The organism is Nonomuraea sp. NPDC049649 (assembly GCF_040675175.1).
Lineage (GTDB): Bacteria > Actinomycetota > Actinomycetes > Streptosporangiales > Streptosporangiaceae > Nonomuraea.
The window spans coordinates 177,056-192,910 of record NZ_JBFAOH010000010.1; the positions used below are offsets into that span (position 1 = coordinate 177,056).

The window sequence follows — 15,855 nt, forward strand, 5'->3', positions numbered from 1 at the left end:
CGCTGGTGGGAGGCCGACGCCGCTCTCCCGGATGGGACGTCGGCACGCCGCCCCGGGGACACCAACCTGAACCGGGATGTAGTCCCCTTCCCGCACAGAACTGGACGTCCGGTCCGCCAACCCGCGTCGCCCGGGTGGGAGGTCGACACCACCGACTCGGGCGTCTGCTGAGGTCCGGGCTGGTTCTGGAGGAGCCGGTCAGGGTGGTCAGGCGGCCAGGCCGATCAGGGCGTAAGGGGCCCACAGTTCCGGGCGGGATGATCCGTACAGCTCGCGCGACTCCAGGGTGGCCCGCCTGAGCGCCTCCCCCGGCCCGCTGCTGACAAGACGCGAGTAGAAGGACGGCAGCAGTTCCCGCGCCACCTCCGGATGCACCGGCCACAGGGGCAGCAGGGCCGCGGCGGCGCCCGCGTGCAGCAGGGCGTGCCCGAGCGCCGTCACGCCGGCACCGGCGGGCGGCGGCTCGCAGCCCGCGACGGAGACGAGCCGGGCCTCGATCCGCAGGTCCCTGACCGCGCGGGCGTTCAGCAGCCCGCCGGGGAGGCGGAGGCCGGAGCCGTACGGGTCGGCGCCGTCGTAGCAGGCCGCGCAGGACAGGTGGACGGTGTCCCAGACGCCTTCCAGGTCGCGGGCGGCGGCGGTGACGGGCGTGGCGCCCACCGCGGCGGCGGTGACCGGCGTGGCGTCCGCTGCTGCGGCGGTGACGGGAGTGGTGCCCACCGCGGCGGCGATCGCGTCGGCCTCCTCACCCTGACCGGCCACCAGGGACCGCCCGCCGTGATCGGTGCGGCGCAGCGCCAGCCGGGCCAGCGTGGCGGCGGACGGCGCGTATGCGACGACGTAGCGGTCGAGCAGGAGCCGCCCGCCGGGGGCGAGCGCGTGCAGCGGCAGTCCGTGCAGGTCGCCGTGGGGCAGCAGGTAGAGCACGTCCAGGTCGTCGCCGAGCGCCTCGACCGCCTCGCCGAGCAGCAGGTCGGCGACCGCCCGCCACAGCTCGGCCCGTCGCCGCCCGCTCTCCCCGGCCCGCGCCGCCGCCGCGAACTCGGCGAGCAGTTCCGGGCCCGCCGAGGTGCCGAACGCCCGGGGCAGCGCCCATCCGTCGCGGTGCGCCACCACGCTGACGAACGTCTCACCGGCGTGGAAGGCGACGACGCCGGTCCGGCCGGGCAGCACGCCGAGGATCCGCCCGGCGTCGCCGCCGATGACCCGCGCGATCTCCTCCTCCGGGCCGAGCAGCGTCTCCTTGGCCCGTTCCGCCTGGGCCCAGGCGGTGGCGGCGCGCCCCAGCCGGACGGCCAGCCCCACGGCCCTGGATCGAAGCGCCTCGACGGCCCCCGGGCGGGGATCGTGCAGGTCGCTCGCGTGCTCGACGTCGGCCAGGGCGGCGGCCGGTTCGCCCAGTTCCTCCCGTGCGGCGGCCCTGGTGGCGTAGGCGGCGGCCAGCTCGGCACGGTGCGCGCTGCCGTCCAGCAGGCCGATGGCGGCCGTCGCGCGGTCCCGGGCGCCGGAGAACCGCCCGGCCCGCAGGTCCAGCGCGGCCAGTTCGGTGAGCGCCAGGGCCTGCCCCTCGGCGTACCCGATCCGCTGCGCCAGCGGCAGCGCCTCCGCCAGCCGCTCGCTCTCCCCCAGCCGCCCCAGCGTGATCAGGTCGCGGACCACGGCCCGCAGCCGGCCGCGCGCCCGGTCGATGTCCAGGGCCCGTTCCGCGAGCCGCACCGCCTCGTCCCGATCGCCCCCGGCCTCGTGGACCGGCGCCAGCTCCAGGCACACGGTGGCCACCGTCGCGTCGTCGCCTGCCGCCTCCGCGAGCGCCAGCGCCTCCCGGTACAGGGCCGCCGCCTCGTCCGCGTCGCCCTGCCGGTAGCGGGTCCTCGCCCGTACGGCCAGCAGCGACGCCCGCATGCCGCGCCAGGCGGGACCGGCGGCCAGCGCCAGTGCCTCGGCCAGCACCGCCTGCGCGTCGGACCACCGCCGCTCCTCCGTCAGCGCCGCGCCGAGCGTCCCGAGCGCGGCGACCAGCCGGACCGGCATCGCCTGCCCGGACTCGCGCGCCAGCCGGACGGCTTCCGACAGATGCCCGATCGCCTCCGCCGTGCGTCCCAGCGCGACCGCGGCGGCGCCGCGCCCGCGCAGGTGCTCGGCCAGCAGCCCGTCGCGCAGCTCACACCCCTGTGACGCGTACGTGTAAGCGCCCTCGGGATCGCCGGCCGCCAGCGCGAGCGCACTGAGCTTGGCCAGCAGTGCGGAACGGCGGCGCGGGTCCCCGGTGGCATCGGCGGCCCTTCTTGCCAGTTCGAGCGCCCCGGCCAGGTCCCCCGCCTCCTCGGCGTCCTCGATCCGTACCCGCTCAGCCAGCCGTTCCGCCAGCGCCGGGTCCGCGCCGACGCGCCGCACCGCGGCCAGCGCCTGCGCCAGCGCCGCCCGCCCCCGCGTCACCTCCCCCACGGCGAACCGCAGCTCGGCCACCCGCACCAGCACCGCCGGATCCACCCCGCCGACAGGGATCACCTCGTACGGAGCATCACCCACCGGCCCGGCCACCGGCGCCCCCAGCCCGTCTTCGATCGCCTTCCTCGCCCGCCGCAGGTCACCCCGCTCCTCCAGCGCGAACCCGAGCCGCAGCGAAGCCAGCGCCGCCAGCCCCGCACGCCCGCTCGCCCGGAACCCCTCGACGGCCGGCCCCAAATGCTCAACCACAGCCGCCGACCCGGCCTCTCTGCCGCTCACGGCCGGGGAGTCCCCCACACCGGCGGTCCCCCTGCCGGCCCCGACCGCCCAGCTTTCTCCGCCGTGAGGCCCCCTCGCGGTCTTCAGCGACGAGCCGGTTCCGCTCTGGGCCGTTGGCGGGACGTCGGTGGTGTGCGCGTGGACCAGGGCCAGGCGGTCGTGGACGACGGCTTCCCGCAACGGGTCGCCCGCCGCCAGCCCCATCGCGGTACGGAGGTGTTCGAGGGCCTGGTCCGGGCCGCCGGAACGCAGGTCGGCGGCGGCGCGTACCAACGTGATGGAGAACAGCGCGGCGAGGTCGCCTTCCTCGACGGCGGGCCACATCGCCCGGTCCAGCTCGGCCCAGGCCTCGTCGCAGCGGCCCAGCTCCACCAGGCAGGCCGCGCGCATCGTACGGGCCGCGGCCTCGCGCCCGGCGTCGGACACCGCCGCGAACGCCTCGGCCGCCGTCCCGAAGTCCTGCGCCGCCCGCTCCATCCCGGCGCCGGTGAACCCGATCACGCCGAGGTGATGGCGTACGGCGGCGACACCGTCCTGGTGGCCGAGCTGATGGTAGCCGCGCTCGGCCCGCTCGAACGCCCGCCTGGCGCCCGGCACGTCACCGCGGGACAGCCGGCGGCGGGCGATGTGGTACCACTCGTCGGCGGGCTCGCGCCGATGGCCGCGCCGCCGTATCACGTCCACGATGGCGGCCTCGCAGGCGGCGGCGTGGTCGGCGTGCCCGAGCTCGTACAGCAGCACCGCGTGCCCGTCGAGCGCCTGGCAGGCGTCGTCCCACTTGCCGATCGCCTCCAGTTCGGAGGCGCAGGTGCTGATCAGCTCGGCGGCGGCGGGCAGGTGCCCGAGCTCGGAGCCCGCCCGCGCGCCCGGGATGAGCGCCCGCGCGGCCCGTTCCGCGTCGCCGCGCGCCAGGTGCAGCTCACGGGCGCGGCCCGCGCGTTCCAGCGCCGCCGCCCGGTCGCCCGCCTCCAGGTACGCGACGGCGGCCTTCTCCTGGTACGCGGCCTCGTCCTCCTCCAGACCCGCTTCCCTGCACAGCTCGACGGCCCGCTGGTAGCAGCCGACGGCCCGGCGGGGCTCCCCGGCCTTCACGCAGGCGTCCCCCATCGCGGCCCACTGAGCCGCCTCTTCCCCGGCCAGCCCGATCGCCCGGTAACCGTCGGCGGCCCGCTCGAACGCCCGCAGCGCCGCCTCCCACGCGCCGAGCTCCCCGTGCTCGCGCCCCATCCGCGCGGACGCATCCGCCGCCCGCGCCACATCCCCGGCCTCCCCGTACATTCGTTCGGCCCGTTCCAGCAGCTCGATCGCCATCCGGTGCCGCCCCCGCCCGGCCATCCCGGCAGCCGCGCCAACCAGAAAACCCCCTACGGCCTCAGCCACCCGCACCTTCCGGACAGCCCTCCCAGACGGACCGGACTCGGCAACGCCAACCGCACCGGCCACGTCGCCGCCATCCCTGCCAACCTCAACCGCACCGGCCACATCGCCGCCATCCCGGGCAGCGCCACTGCCCTCGGCACTGCCGTCGTCGCCGCCCCAGAAGGCACCTGCCTGCAAGGCGTCCTCAGCCTTTGTCTGGCTGTCGCCGTCAGTGGCGCCATCTGTCTCAGAGGCGGTCAGACCTCCCCTTCCAGCGACACCGCTGGCTGTGTTCTCTGCCACGGTCTCCGGGATGCCGGGCATAGAGGTGAGGGCGTGGCGTTCGGCAAGATGGAGCAGGTCGCGGGCCGTCTCATCGTCGTCCAGGATCATGGCCAGCCGGGTCGCCGCCTCGGCCAGCGGCTCGTCCGGGGCGGCCGGTACTGCGCTGATTGCCTGGCGGAGCAGGGAGGTGAGTTCCGGGTCGCCTCCAGGCAGGTTGCCGACGAGTTCCAGAGCCTCCGTCAGGTCCCGCTCGTCACCTCGTACGGTGAAACGTGCCAGCAGTCCCTTGACCAGCGCCGCCGGTACGGGGGGTGGTGCGGCCGGTTCGCCGGAGGTGGTTCCCGGCGAGACTTCGCGTGCTTCCGCAGCCGGTGAATCGGCTGGGTGGCCGTCCGTGGTCTTGGTGGCCAGTTCGGCGGACCGGCGGGCTGCTTGGACCGCGACGTCCAGGTCGGCGGGGTGGTCAGCCGCTTGGACCGCGGGATCCAGGTCGGCGGGGTAGTCAGCCGTTTCGGCCTCGGTGCCCAGGTCTGCGCGGTGGCGAAGCGCGTCCGAGAGGGCCGCGTGGGCTTCGGCCTGGAAGCGTGGCTCCTGGTCCGCCGCGATCGCCTCGCGGAGCACTGTGACCGCCTCGTCGGCTGCCCGGGGCGAGGGGTTCAGGGAGAGCGCGCGGCCGAGCAGGAGGAGGATGCGGGGGCGGTGGGGGTGGTGTGCGGGGCAGGCGTCGGCGGCGGCGCGGGCGGTGGCGATAGCCGCGCCGCCGTCACCCGTCTGGGTGGCGCGGTGCAGGAGGGCACCGGCCAGGTCGGCGAGGAACGCCGGCCGGTCGGGATGTCCCTCCGGAGCGCGTACCACCGCCTGGCGGAAGGTCTGTATGGCGAGCTCCAGGTCAGCCGGGTCGCCTGTCCGCCGGTGGCGCCGCCAGTGGCGCTGGCCGAGCAGGTCGAGCCGGAGCGCCGGATCGTCCGTACGGGACGCTGCCGGGTGGACGTGCCAGGCGGGTGACGGAACGGTCTGCGTCCCCGCGGAGTCCGGGTCCGGGTGTCCCCCGGGCTGCGGCTCGGCGACCCACCAGCCGGGCTCCACGAAGGCAGCCGAAAACCACTCAGGCTCCGCGTAGGCGGCCAACTTCCGGCCAAGGGCTACATCGACGGCCGACCACCGACCACCGGAAGGTTCCACACCGGCGCCTGGCAACTGATCGGGTTCCCCAGCGGCGGCCGAAGACAGGCCTGAGGCCGAGTCCGAGATGGCAGGCGTGGTCTCAGGAGAGAGCGGGGCCGGGAGAACGGTGGGTGGCGAGTCTGCGGCAGGCGCAGGGGAAGGCAGGGTGGCGAGCATGTCGTGGCCTGCTTCCAGGGAGCGGGCGTCGCCTGTGACCACGTACCACTCCAGGAGTCCCGCACCGTAGCAGGACAGGACCGCCGGGTGGGCGCCCGCCTCGTGCCAGTGGTCGAGGCAGGCCTGCCCCACCCGGAGGAGCGCCAGCAGGTCGGCGTCGGCGCAGGAGGCGGAGGCGCGGGCGGCCGTCAGGCGGAGGAGGCCGAGGAGGGCGGAGGAGCGTTCGGGGCCGGCGGGGCGGCCGGCGGCGAGGAGGTAGGCGCGGATCAGGTCGGTGTCGCCGGGCAGGGCGTGGCCGAGCGCCGCGGCGAGGTCCGTCATGTGGCCGGGGTCGGCGAGGGCGGCGCGGAAGAGGGCGTGGATGGCGTCGTCGAGCGCTCCGGCGTCGCCGGTGGTCCGGTAGAGGCGGACCTGGCCGTTGCCGAGGAGGGCCAGCGCCTCGGGTGCCCAGGCGGGTTCGGGGATGTCCAGGGCCTGTTCGAGCAGGGCCTGGCCGAGGCGGTCGCACACTTCGGCGGTGGGTTCGGCGAGGGCGCGGCGGAGGATGGCGTGGACGAGGTGCCCGACGTGCGGGTGGGCGGACACGTCGACGTGCCGGAAGACCTGTTCGGCCAGGCCCGCCCAGGTCTCGGCGGAGCCGGCGGCGGGGACGTGCGGCCCGCGCAGCCGCTCGGGCAGCCCGCCGGGGTCGAGCACGGCGACGGCGGCGAAGAACACGCCCGCGACGGCGGCCTCGTCCTCGTCCGTGCCGAGCCGGTAGCGGGCCAGGTGGAGGGCCCCGATCAGCTGCCAGACGACGGCGTCGCGGGGGCCGCCGGTGCAGGCCAGCATGGCCTCCTCGGCCTCGGCGAGCGCCGCCTCGTCCAGCACCAGCCGGGGGTCCGCCGCCCGTTCGAACTCCTCGATTCGGGCAGCGAGCGCCACAGCCGGATCTTTCATGGTGCTTAGGCTCTCATCAGCGCGTCCTTCCCGTACAGGAGTGTCCGGTACGGAGCGCCGAGGTGATGCCGGGCACCGTGCGGGTAGGCGCGGGGCATGCTCTACGGCAGAGAACACGTCAAGCGTTACCGCGAGACCGACGGCGCGGAAGGACACGACTGGAACGACACCACAGTCCTGCTGCTGACCACGAAGGGCCGCAAGTCGGGCGAGCCGTACACGACGCCGCTGATCTATCAGGCGCACGACGGGGACTTCGTGGTGGTGGCGTCCAAGGGCGGCGACCCCGCCGATCCCGACTGGTACAAGAACCTGGCGGCGGACCCGGAGGTGGAGGTGCAGGTCAGGGGTGACCGGTTCGCGGCGCACGCCCGTACCGCCTCCGACGCCGAGCGCCCGGAGCTGTGGCGGCTGATGACGGCGACGTGGCCGGAGTACGACGAGTACACCACGAAGACCGACCGGAAGATCCCGGTGGTGGTGCTGGAGCCCCGGCGCTGATCAGAAGGTGACGAGCGGCTCCCCGATGAAGTCGGCGATGAAGTTGACGAAGAAGAACCCGAAGAACAGGAAGTTGAGCACCAGGATGACGTGGTGCCACCAGTGGGCCCGGGCGGGCTTGGGCAGCTTGCTGTTCAGGTACATGAGCATGAACGGGTAGATGAGCGCGCCGAGGTTGGACATGTTGGCCGACCATTCCACCAGCGCGACCGGCAGCGACAGGTGGATGACGACGGCGATCACGACCAGCAGCAGGATCATGAACGGGTAGTAGAAGCGGCGCGGGTCGCCTTCGATGAGCCGGCGCAGCCGGGGGCTGGTGGCGTGGGCGGCGTCGGTGGTGACGCGGACCATCGCCTCGAAGATGCCCAGCTGGGTGCTGAACAGGATGAGCACGCCCATGATCAGCACGAGCACGAACATGAACTGCCCGTGCTCGTCGCCGAGCGCGGCGGCGACGAAGGTGGGCACGTCGGCCCGGGTGGGCTCCTTCCCCGACAGGTTCACCGAGTGGGCCATGAGGATGGTGGGCAGCAGCATGCCCAGCATGGCGCCGACGAAGAAGACGCCCCACATGTCGACCATGATCAGCCGGTACCAGCGCCGCCACATGCCGCGGTTGCGGTCGTCGTCGGGGAAGGTGACGCCGCTGGCCAGGATCTCGCGCCGGCCGCCGCGCAGGCCGGAGATGTAGCCGGCGCGGTGGCCCATGCCGTAGCCCTTGTCGCGGTAGTGGCCCATCACGTACCAGTTCAGTCCCGAGGCCAGGGCGGTGAACCCGGCGAGGCCGCCGAGCTGGGTGGCGGTGATGCCGGCGGGCGGCGCGGCCGGGGTGAAGAAGCCCCTGATGCCTTCCCACCACAGCTCCCACGGCACGAGGAACAGGTCGATGATCAGCAGGGCGATGAGGATCGACCCGACCATGAGCCAGTTGGCCAGTTCCAGGGCGCGGCTGATCCGCCGGGCCGCCGCGGTGATCAGGAAGACGAGCACGAGCAGCGCGATGGCCCATAACCGCGGCTCTTCGGCTCCGGCGGGCGGGACCTCGCCGTGGAAGAGCGCGTACACGCCCTGCCCGGCGGAGGCGGCCCAGCCGCCGGCGATGAAGGCGAAGATGACGACGAAGACCGAGATCGGGATCCAGAGTTTCCAGCCCGGCGGGACCCGCCCCCAGCCGACCACCGGGGTCTCGCCGGTGGCGGTGACGTAGCGGGCGCACTCGACGTTGTAGAAGGTCTGCAGCACGGCCGAGACGAGGATGACCCAGCCGACGCCGACGAATCCGTACTGGCCGACGCTGAGCGGGCCGAGCAGCCATTCTCCGCTGCCGATGGAGATGCCGAGCGCGATCAGGCTCGGCCCCACGGCGAACTTGAACAGCTCCTTCTTGCCGAGCCGGGGGACGTTGAAGACCTCCTCCGGTGTGGGCAGGTCGGCGACTTCGAGGTCCGGGCGGCTGACTCCGAGCTGGTGCGACATCTCTGCCTCCTGCCGTTCAGCGTCGACCTGAACGGCGGGCCCGACAAGGCCCAAATGAGACCTATGTCACACCAGCGAGGCGTACAGCTCCATCGTGCGGCGGGCGATCGCGGACCAGGAGAAGTGCTCGACGGCCCGCGCCCGTCCGGCCAGCCCCATGCGGCGGGCCCGCTCCGGCTCCTCCAGCAGCGCGTTCACCCGTTCGGCGAGGTCGGCTGCGAACCGCTCGGGGTCGTGCGGGGTGCCGTCGGGTCCCTGGTCGATCGGTACGAGCAGGCCGGTCTCGCCGTCGGCCACCACCTCGGGGATGCCGCCGGTGGCCGTCGCGACCACGGCCGTCTCGCAGGCCATGGCCTCCAGGTTGACGATGCCCATGGGCTCGTAGACCGACGGGCAGACGAAGACCGCGGCGTGCGTGAGGAGCTGGATCACCTCGGGCTTGGGCAGCATCTCGGAGATCCAGACCACGCCCTTGCGGTCGAGACCCCGTACCAGCTCGGTCACCTCGGCGGCGATCTCCGGCGTGTCGGGCGCGCCGGCGCAGAGCACGAGCTGCGCGTCGGGGGCGAAGGACCGCGCCGCGTGCAGGAGGTGGACCAGGCCTTTCTGGCGGGTGATCCGGCCGACGAAGATGACGTACGGCCGATCGCGGTCGATTCCGTACTTTTTCAGGACCTGGTGGTTGTCGTCCGGGGCGTACTCGGCGGTGTCGATGCCGTTGTGGATCACGGTCACCCGGGCCGGGTCGATCTGCGGGTAGGCGGCCAGCACGTCGCGGCGCATGCCCGCCGACACCGCGACCACCGCGTCGGCGGCCTCCAGCGCGGTCCGCTCGGCCCACGACGAGATCGCGTAGCCGCCGCCGAGCTGCTCGGCCTTCCACGGGCGCAACGGCTCCAGGCTGTGCGTGGTGACCACGTGCGGCACCCCGTGGAGCAGCTTGGCGACATGCCCGGCGAAGTTCGCGTACCAGGTGTGGGAGTGGACCAGGTCGGCGCCCGCGCAGGCGGCGGCGATCTCCAGGTCCACGCCGAGCACCTGGAGCGCCGCGTTCGCGCCGGACAGCCCGGGGGGCGTCCGGTAGGCCGACACCCCCGGCTCCGCGCGCTCGGCGCCGAAGCACCGCACCCGCACGTCGGCGAGCTCGCGCAGCTCGCGGGAGAGGTACTCCAGGTGCACGCCGGCACCGCCGTAGACCTCCGGCGGGTACTCGCGGCTGAGCAGATCCACTCGCATGACTCGACCTTACGAGCCCGGCGGGACATCCGATACGGCGACAGGCGCACGAGCGGAAATGACCGGTGCGCCGATGGCGGGACATAGCGGGATCGAGCCGAACAAGACAGGTGAGAGGTGGACGGACTTCCGTCGATAGAAGCGCCGATTGGGGGTAGCGTCCAGGGCATGAGGTCCCGGAGGGTGCTTGCGGTCGTGCTGGCGGGTGGCGAAGGCAAGAGGCTGATGCCTCTCACGGCGGATCGCGCGAAACCGGCGGTGCCGTTCGGGGGGATGTACCGTCTCATCGACTTCGTGCTGTCCAACCTGGCCAACGGCGGCTACCTGAAGATCGTCGTACTGACCCAGTACAAGAACCACAGCCTGGACCGCCACATCTCGCGCACCTGGCGGCTCTCCGCCATGCTGGGCAACTACGTCACCCCGGTCCCCGCGCAGCAGCGGCTGGGGCCGCGCTGGTTCTCGGGCTCGGCCGACGCCCTCTTCCAGAACCTCAACCTGATCTACGACGAGATGCCCGACCACGTGATCGTGTTCGGCGCCGACCACATATACCGGATGGATCCCCGGCAGATGGTCGACCAGCACGAGCAGTCGGGCGCCGACGTGACGGTGGCGGCGATCCGCCAGCCGCTGTCGCTGGCCGACCAGTTCGGCGTGATCGAGACCGACCCGCAGGGCAAGCGCATCGTGGCCTTCCGCGAGAAGCCGAAGGACGCGGTGGGGCTGGCCGACTCCCCCGACGAGGTCTACGCCTCGATGGGCAACTACGTGTTCAAGACGCAGGCGATGATCGACGCGCTCCGCGAGGACGCGCTCGACCCGACCAGCAAGCACGACCTGGGCGGCAACATCATCCCGATGATGGTCAAGTCGGGCGGGGCGGAGGTCTACGACTTCGCCCACAACATGGTGCCGGGCTCCACCGAGCGCGACCGCGGCTACTGGCGCGACGTCGGCACGCTCGACGCCTACTACCAGGCCCACATGGACCTCATCTCGGCCCACCCGATCTTCAACCTCTACAACGACAAGTGGCCCATACACACCGGCCACGACCCGCTGCCGCCGGCCAAGTTCGTGCACAACGACGGCGACCGGGTCGGGCGGGCGCTCGACTCGCTGGTCTCCCCCGGCGTGATCGTCTCGGGCGGCACCGCCGTGCGGTCGATACTGTCGCCCAAGGTCGTCCTCCACTCCCACTCCCTGGTGGAGGACTCGGTGCTGATGGAGAACGTCAAGGTCGGCCGGGGCGCGATCGTCCGCAAGGCCATCATCGACAAGAACGTCGTCATCCCCGACGGCGCCCGCATCGGCTTCGACCCCGAGCACGACCGCGCCCGCTTCACGCTGACCCGCAGCGGCGTGGTGGTGATCGGCAAGAACGAGATCGTCGACCGCTAGAGTGGCCGGGTGCGTCTTCCCCTGGTCAGAGAGCTGAGCGAGTCCGGGCTGCCGCGCCGCTACTGGCGCGGCGACGACGAGCGCGGCGGCGTGTGGCTGTTCGAGAGCGTCGAGGGCGACGGCGAGCACTGGGCGATCCGGCAGGCGGAGATCGACGGGGGGCGGCGGCTGCGCCGCTACTGGTGGCGCCACCTCCAGGACGAGCACGGGTTCCTCACCGACCAGCCGCTGGAGATCTGGGACCTGACCGAGATCGACGCGGAGGCGTTCGAGGCGGTCTGGCGGACGGGCGAGTGAGGGGTCACCTCTCCAGGCGGTGGGCGACGCGGATCCGCCACTGGTCGGGCCCACAGGCCAGGTAGGTGAAGCGGTAGCCGCCCGCGCTCGCGGCGAGCCGGTCGAAGAGCCTGCCCGGGTCGGCGCCGGAGCACAGGTCGAGCTGTTCGCCGCGGCCCAGCCGGTGCAGGCGGTCGCGGACGGCGGGGAGCCGGTCGCGGGCCGGGATCGCGTCCAGGTCGACGGCGGGACCCTCGGTCAGCGTGTACCAGCGGTGCGGGTGGGCGCCGAGCGCGGCGGTGGAGGTGAGCCGCCCGCCCGGCGTGGCCAGCACGAGCTGCTCGATGGCGAAGTGGTGGTCGAGCTGGGCGAGCAGGTCGCGGACGATCGTGGAGAGCGTCGCGGGCGACCGGGTGCCGGAGCCGCGCGCGGCGCCGGCGATGACGTCCACGCAGGCGCGCAGCCGCGCGTGGTCGCGGGCCAGCCGGGACAGCTCGGGGGTGTGCTCCCGGTCCGGGAAGATGAGCCGTTCCTCGTCGGTGACCTGCCTGATGAGCTCGGCGCGCAGGTAGCCGGCCAGCGCCGTCAGCTCCCCGTGCGGCCATCGGCCGGCGTCGGCGGCCCGCAGGACGCGCAGGGCCCGGCCGGTGATCTGGTCGCGCAGGTAGGCGTGTTCCGAGGGCAGCGTCTCCATGACATCTCTCCTCACTCGCTCTCGCCCCAGGTGGGCGGGGTGAGCATGGTGTCGATGCGGCGCAGCTCGTCGCGGTGCAGCGCGCTCAGGCGGGCCAGCACCTGCTCCCCCTCGGGGGTCAGCAGCACCCGCACGGCCCGGCCGTCGTCGGGGTGCGCGCTGCGGCGTACCAAGCCCTGCCGCTGGGCGCGGCTGACCAGCTCGACCACGCTGTGGTGGCGCAGCAGCAGCCGGTCGGCCAGCTCGCGGACGGTCGCCCAGTCGCGGCCGGGGAAGCCCTTGAGCGCCAGCATGAGCTGGTACTGCTGCGGGGCGAGGCCCGCGGCGCGCACCGCCTCCTCGCTGAAGCGCAGGTAGCTGCGGATGCCGTAGCGGAACCGCGCGAGCGCTTCGAAGTCCTGCTTCGACAGGGGCTCTGTCTCCTGGTGGGCGCCCATGGATCTAGGATATATCGTGTTACGATGTATTTTGCACCGGGTGGATAGACCCGCACCTGGCGCGCACCCAAGGAGGTGTGCCGTGCTCGACGACAGCGAACGCGACGAGTTGCACGAGATCCAGCGCCGCCTGCGAGCCGAGGATCCGGAGTTCGCCAAATCCCTCCACACCAACGCGCGACATCTGCCCCGTCCCGCGACCCGCGACCTGTCACGCCGGACCTACACGCTCCTCCTCGTCATCAGCTCGTCCTCCGCCTTGATCATGCTGATGGCCGGGTCGCCGATCATCGCCCTGCTCTTCGCCGTGCTGGCCGCCTGGGTCTGGTACGCACGCGAACACCCTTACGAGGACTGAGGTATCGAGGGATAGGCAGCAACCCCTTCGCTGGAGTACGTTGGCGGTGATCTGCCGCCATCCGTCGTCCCCCGGGGGTCCGCTCGATGCGCTCGCACCACGTCATGGCGGCGGCAGCGGTCCTTCTCACCGCCGCCTGCCTGCCGACCCAGCAGACGGCCACACCGCCGTGCGAATCCCGGGTGATCAAGGGCGAAGTGCCGCTCTGGGCCCGGGCGGGCTTCAGCCCCGGCGCGGAAGCGCCTTACGCGTCGAGCCGCCGCGGCGACATGCTCGCCGTCCTGTTCGGCTATCCCCTGCACAGCCCGCCGCTGCCGGACCGGGGCAACAAGATCCTGTGGCGTTCCAAGGTGCCGGTGACCCCGTCCGAGCCGCTGCTCATCGAGGCCCGGCTGAACGGCGTGGGCGAGCCGACCCGCATCACCATCGAGCACGGGCCCGGCCCCTCGGCGGTCGACCTGCCGGAGCCCGGCTGCTGGCGCCTGAATCTGACGTGGAGCTCCCACACGGACTCCATCGACCTGGAGTACAGCGCCGGATGATCACCCGCTCTCGGAGCGGTATTTTCTGAAGACCCGAATGGCCCCGGGCCGGGCCGGCGTAGCCGTGCCCGGGGCGAGGGCCGTGTCCGGCCGGGGGTCGCCACTCCCGCCGGTCAGATCGGTGCCCGCGGCCCTCTTCTTTCAGGGCCGGTGTTCGGAACCGTAACCGGATGATCGCTTTCAGCGCCAGCGGTTTTCCTGGCGGAAGGGGGCTCCGGCAGGTCGACGCGGAAGCGGGGCAGGGCGTCGGGGTAGTTCTCCCGTACGAATCCGATCATGAACTCGCGGACGTCGCACTTGAGGTCCCAGGCGGAGGCCGAGTCGGCGGCGCTCATCAGGCAGCGCAGCTCGACCAGCCCGTTGGACTGCACGTCCGTCACCTGGAGGGTCCAGTCCTTCTGGTCCCAGAGCGGGTTGGTCTGCAGGTACTTGTAGAGCTCCTCGCGCAGCCGCTCGACCGGCACCGACCAGTCGACCCGCAGGTAGACGACGGCGAGGACCCGGCTGCCGTGCCGGGTCCAGTTCTCGAACGAGTTCTGCGTGAAGTAGGAGACGGGCAGGACCAGGCGCCGTTCGTCCCACAGCCGGACCACGACGTAGGTGAGCGTGAGCTCCTCGATCCTGCCCCACTCCTTCTGCACCACGACCACGTCGTCCAGGCGGAGCGCGTCGCTGAAGGCGAGCTGCAGCCCGGCGAGCATGTTGCCGAGGGTGGGCTGGGCGGCGATGCCGACGACCGCGCCCGCGATGCCGGCGGAGGCGAGCAGACCGGCGCCGAGCGCCTGCACCTGCGGGAAGGTGAACAGCATCGAGCCGAACGCGATCACCACGACGGTGGCGGTGGTGACCCGGCGCACCAGCGTGATCTGGGTCTTGAAGCGCCGGGCCCGCAGGTTGCGCTCGCCCTCGACGAGGTCGAGCCGTTCGAGCGCGACGTCGGTGAAGGCGTACATGACCCGGATGAGCAGCCAGGTCACCGCGCCGATGATCAGCAACGTCATGACCCGCTCGACGGACTCGCCGAACGCCCGCTCCTGCGGGGTCGTGCCGATCATCAGCGGGTAGAACATGATGTTGAAGGTCATCAGCGCGGCCGTCGCCACCGCCGGCCAGTGGCAGCGCTTGACCAGCCGGCGGCTGACCGGCCACTTGCGCCCCACCCGGATCAGGATCTGCCGGGTCAGTTCCAGGCCGAGGACCGCACCGATCACGGCGGCGGCCAGGTTCAGCCAGGCGCCGGGGACATGCACGTGAAGCGACCTCCTGAAGATCTAGAAAGCCTCGTCGAAGGTCACATTGCCCTCGACTGCGATCTGGTAAGCGGATACGCGGCGTTCGAAGAAGTTTGCCAGCTCCTGTACGTCTTGGAGTTCCATGAAGGCGAACGGGTTCGCGGAACCGTAGCGTCTCGGCATGCCGAGCCTGGCCAGCCGCTGGTCGGCGACGTACTCCAGGTAGGCGCGCATCTGCTCGGCGGACATGCCGGGCATGCCGTCGCCGCACAGGTCGCGGGCGAAGGCCAGCTCGGCGGCGACCGCCTCCTCCATCATGCGGCCGACCTGCTCGGTCAGCTCGTCGTCGAAGAGGCCGGGCTCTTCGGCGCGGACGGTGTCGACGACGCTGAAGGCGAACTCCATGTGCATGGACTCGTCGCGGAACACCCAGTTCGTCCCGGTGGCGAGCCCGCTGAGCAGGCCGCGGGAGCGGAACCAGTAGACGTACGCGAAGGCACCGTAGAAGAACAGCCCCTCGATGCAGGCGGCGAAGCAGATGAGGTTGAGCAGGAACCGCCGCCGGTCGGCGGGGCTCTCCAGGCGCTTCAGGTCGCCGATCGAGTCGATCCACCGGAAGCAGAACTCGGCCTTGTCGCGGATCGACGGGATGTGCTCGATCGCGGCGAACGCCTTGACCCGCTCGTCCGGGTCGGGCAGGTAGGTGTCGAGCAGCGTCAGGTAGAACTGCACGTGCACGGCCTCCTCGAAGAGCTGCCGGCTCAGGTAGAGCCGGGCCTCGGGGGCGTTGACGTGCTGGTAGAGGTTGAGCACCAGGTTGTTGGCGACGATCGAGTCGCCGGTGGCGAAGAACGCGACCAGCCGGTTGATCAGGTGCCGTTCCTGGGCGGTCATCCGGGCCAGGTCGGCCACGTCGGAGTGCAGGTCGACCTCCTCCACCGTCCAGGTGTTGCGGATGGCGGCCCGGTAACGCTCGTAGAAGTCCGGGTAGCGCATCGGGCGCAGGGTGAGGTCCATTCCGGGGTCGAGCAGCATGAGCAGGTCT

The 15,855-nt window shown here is 72.3% G+C and carries 12 protein-coding genes; 5 read left to right on the forward strand and 7 right to left on the reverse strand.

The genetic code is table 11. The features are described 5' to 3' along the window. Nucleotides 1-207 precede the first annotated feature (207 nt). Nucleotides 208-6,651: a CHAT domain-containing protein gene (locus AB0J42_RS16445; protein WP_364294575.1), complete on the reverse strand. Its 6,444-nt coding sequence runs from the start codon at nucleotides 6,649-6,651 to the stop codon at nucleotides 208-210. 96 nt (nucleotides 6,652-6,747) lie between these two features. Between AB0J42_RS16445 and AB0J42_RS16450 the strand changes: the two genes are divergently transcribed. Next, entirely contained in the window at nucleotides 6,748-7,152 is a 405-nt protein-coding gene (locus tag AB0J42_RS16450) for a nitroreductase family deazaflavin-dependent oxidoreductase (RefSeq protein ID WP_364294578.1), read from the forward strand. On the opposite strand, the gene AB0J42_RS16455 is transcribed toward AB0J42_RS16450, so the two are convergent. Together AB0J42_RS16455 and glgA are read right to left on the reverse strand one after the other, a co-directional pair. Further along, nucleotides 7,153-8,631: an Nramp family divalent metal transporter gene (locus tag AB0J42_RS16455; protein ID WP_364294581.1), complete on the reverse strand. Its 1,479-nt coding sequence runs from the start codon at nucleotides 8,629-8,631 to the stop codon at nucleotides 7,153-7,155. Nucleotides 8,632-8,697: 66 nt separating this feature from the next. Next, on the reverse strand, nucleotides 8,698-9,867 hold the full coding sequence (glgA, locus tag AB0J42_RS16460; RefSeq protein WP_364294584.1) for a glycogen synthase: 1,170 nt from the start codon (nucleotides 9,865-9,867) through the stop codon (nucleotides 8,698-8,700). Between the two features lie 168 nt (nucleotides 9,868-10,035). Here glgA and glgC point away from each other — a divergent pair, with 168 nt between their 5' ends. Continuing rightward, the gene (glgC, locus tag AB0J42_RS16465) at nucleotides 10,036-11,271 is read left to right on the forward strand and encodes a glucose-1-phosphate adenylyltransferase (protein ID WP_364294587.1); all 1,236 of its coding nucleotides are present in this window, start codon (nucleotides 10,036-10,038) and stop codon (nucleotides 11,269-11,271) included. A gap of 9 nt (nucleotides 11,272-11,280) precedes the next feature. Then, on the forward strand, nucleotides 11,281-11,568 hold the full coding sequence (locus tag AB0J42_RS16470; protein WP_364294590.1) for a hypothetical protein: 288 nt from the start codon (nucleotides 11,281-11,283) through the stop codon (nucleotides 11,566-11,568). A gap of 4 nt (nucleotides 11,569-11,572) precedes the next feature. On the opposite strand, the gene AB0J42_RS16475 is transcribed toward AB0J42_RS16470, so the two are convergent. Further along, nucleotides 11,573-12,241 (reverse strand): DUF2249 domain-containing protein, encoded by a 669-nt coding sequence (locus AB0J42_RS16475; protein WP_364294593.1) that lies wholly within the window; start codon nucleotides 12,239-12,241, stop codon nucleotides 11,573-11,575. A gap of 11 nt (nucleotides 12,242-12,252) precedes the next feature. Further along, the gene (locus AB0J42_RS16480; protein WP_364294596.1) at nucleotides 12,253-12,678 is read right to left on the reverse strand and encodes a MarR family winged helix-turn-helix transcriptional regulator; all 426 of its coding nucleotides are present in this window, start codon (nucleotides 12,676-12,678) and stop codon (nucleotides 12,253-12,255) included. Nucleotides 12,679-12,760: 82 nt separating this feature from the next. On the opposite strand from AB0J42_RS16480, the gene AB0J42_RS16485 reads away from it, so the two are divergent. Both AB0J42_RS16485 and AB0J42_RS16490 read left to right on the forward strand, forming a co-directional pair. Continuing rightward, nucleotides 12,761-13,036: a DUF3040 domain-containing protein gene (locus AB0J42_RS16485; protein WP_364294599.1), complete on the forward strand. Its 276-nt coding sequence runs from the start codon at nucleotides 12,761-12,763 to the stop codon at nucleotides 13,034-13,036. Between the two features lie 86 nt (nucleotides 13,037-13,122). Further along, nucleotides 13,123-13,578 (forward strand): hypothetical protein, encoded by a 456-nt coding sequence (locus AB0J42_RS16490; RefSeq protein ID WP_364294602.1) that lies wholly within the window; start codon nucleotides 13,123-13,125, stop codon nucleotides 13,576-13,578. A gap of 113 nt (nucleotides 13,579-13,691) precedes the next feature. Here the strand turns inward: AB0J42_RS16490 and AB0J42_RS16495 are convergent, their stop codons facing one another. Together AB0J42_RS16495 and AB0J42_RS16500 are read right to left on the reverse strand one after the other, a co-directional pair. Next, nucleotides 13,692-14,828, reverse strand: coding sequence for a mechanosensitive ion channel family protein (locus tag AB0J42_RS16495; RefSeq protein ID WP_364294605.1), 1,137 nt, complete (start codon nucleotides 14,826-14,828; stop codon nucleotides 13,692-13,694). Nucleotides 14,829-14,849: 21 nt separating this feature from the next. Next, a complete protein-coding gene (locus AB0J42_RS16500) occupies nucleotides 14,850-15,845 on the reverse strand; it encodes a ribonucleotide-diphosphate reductase subunit beta (RefSeq protein WP_364294608.1) in 996 nt (331 codons plus the stop codon). Between the last annotated feature and the right edge of the window lie 10 nt (nucleotides 15,846-15,855).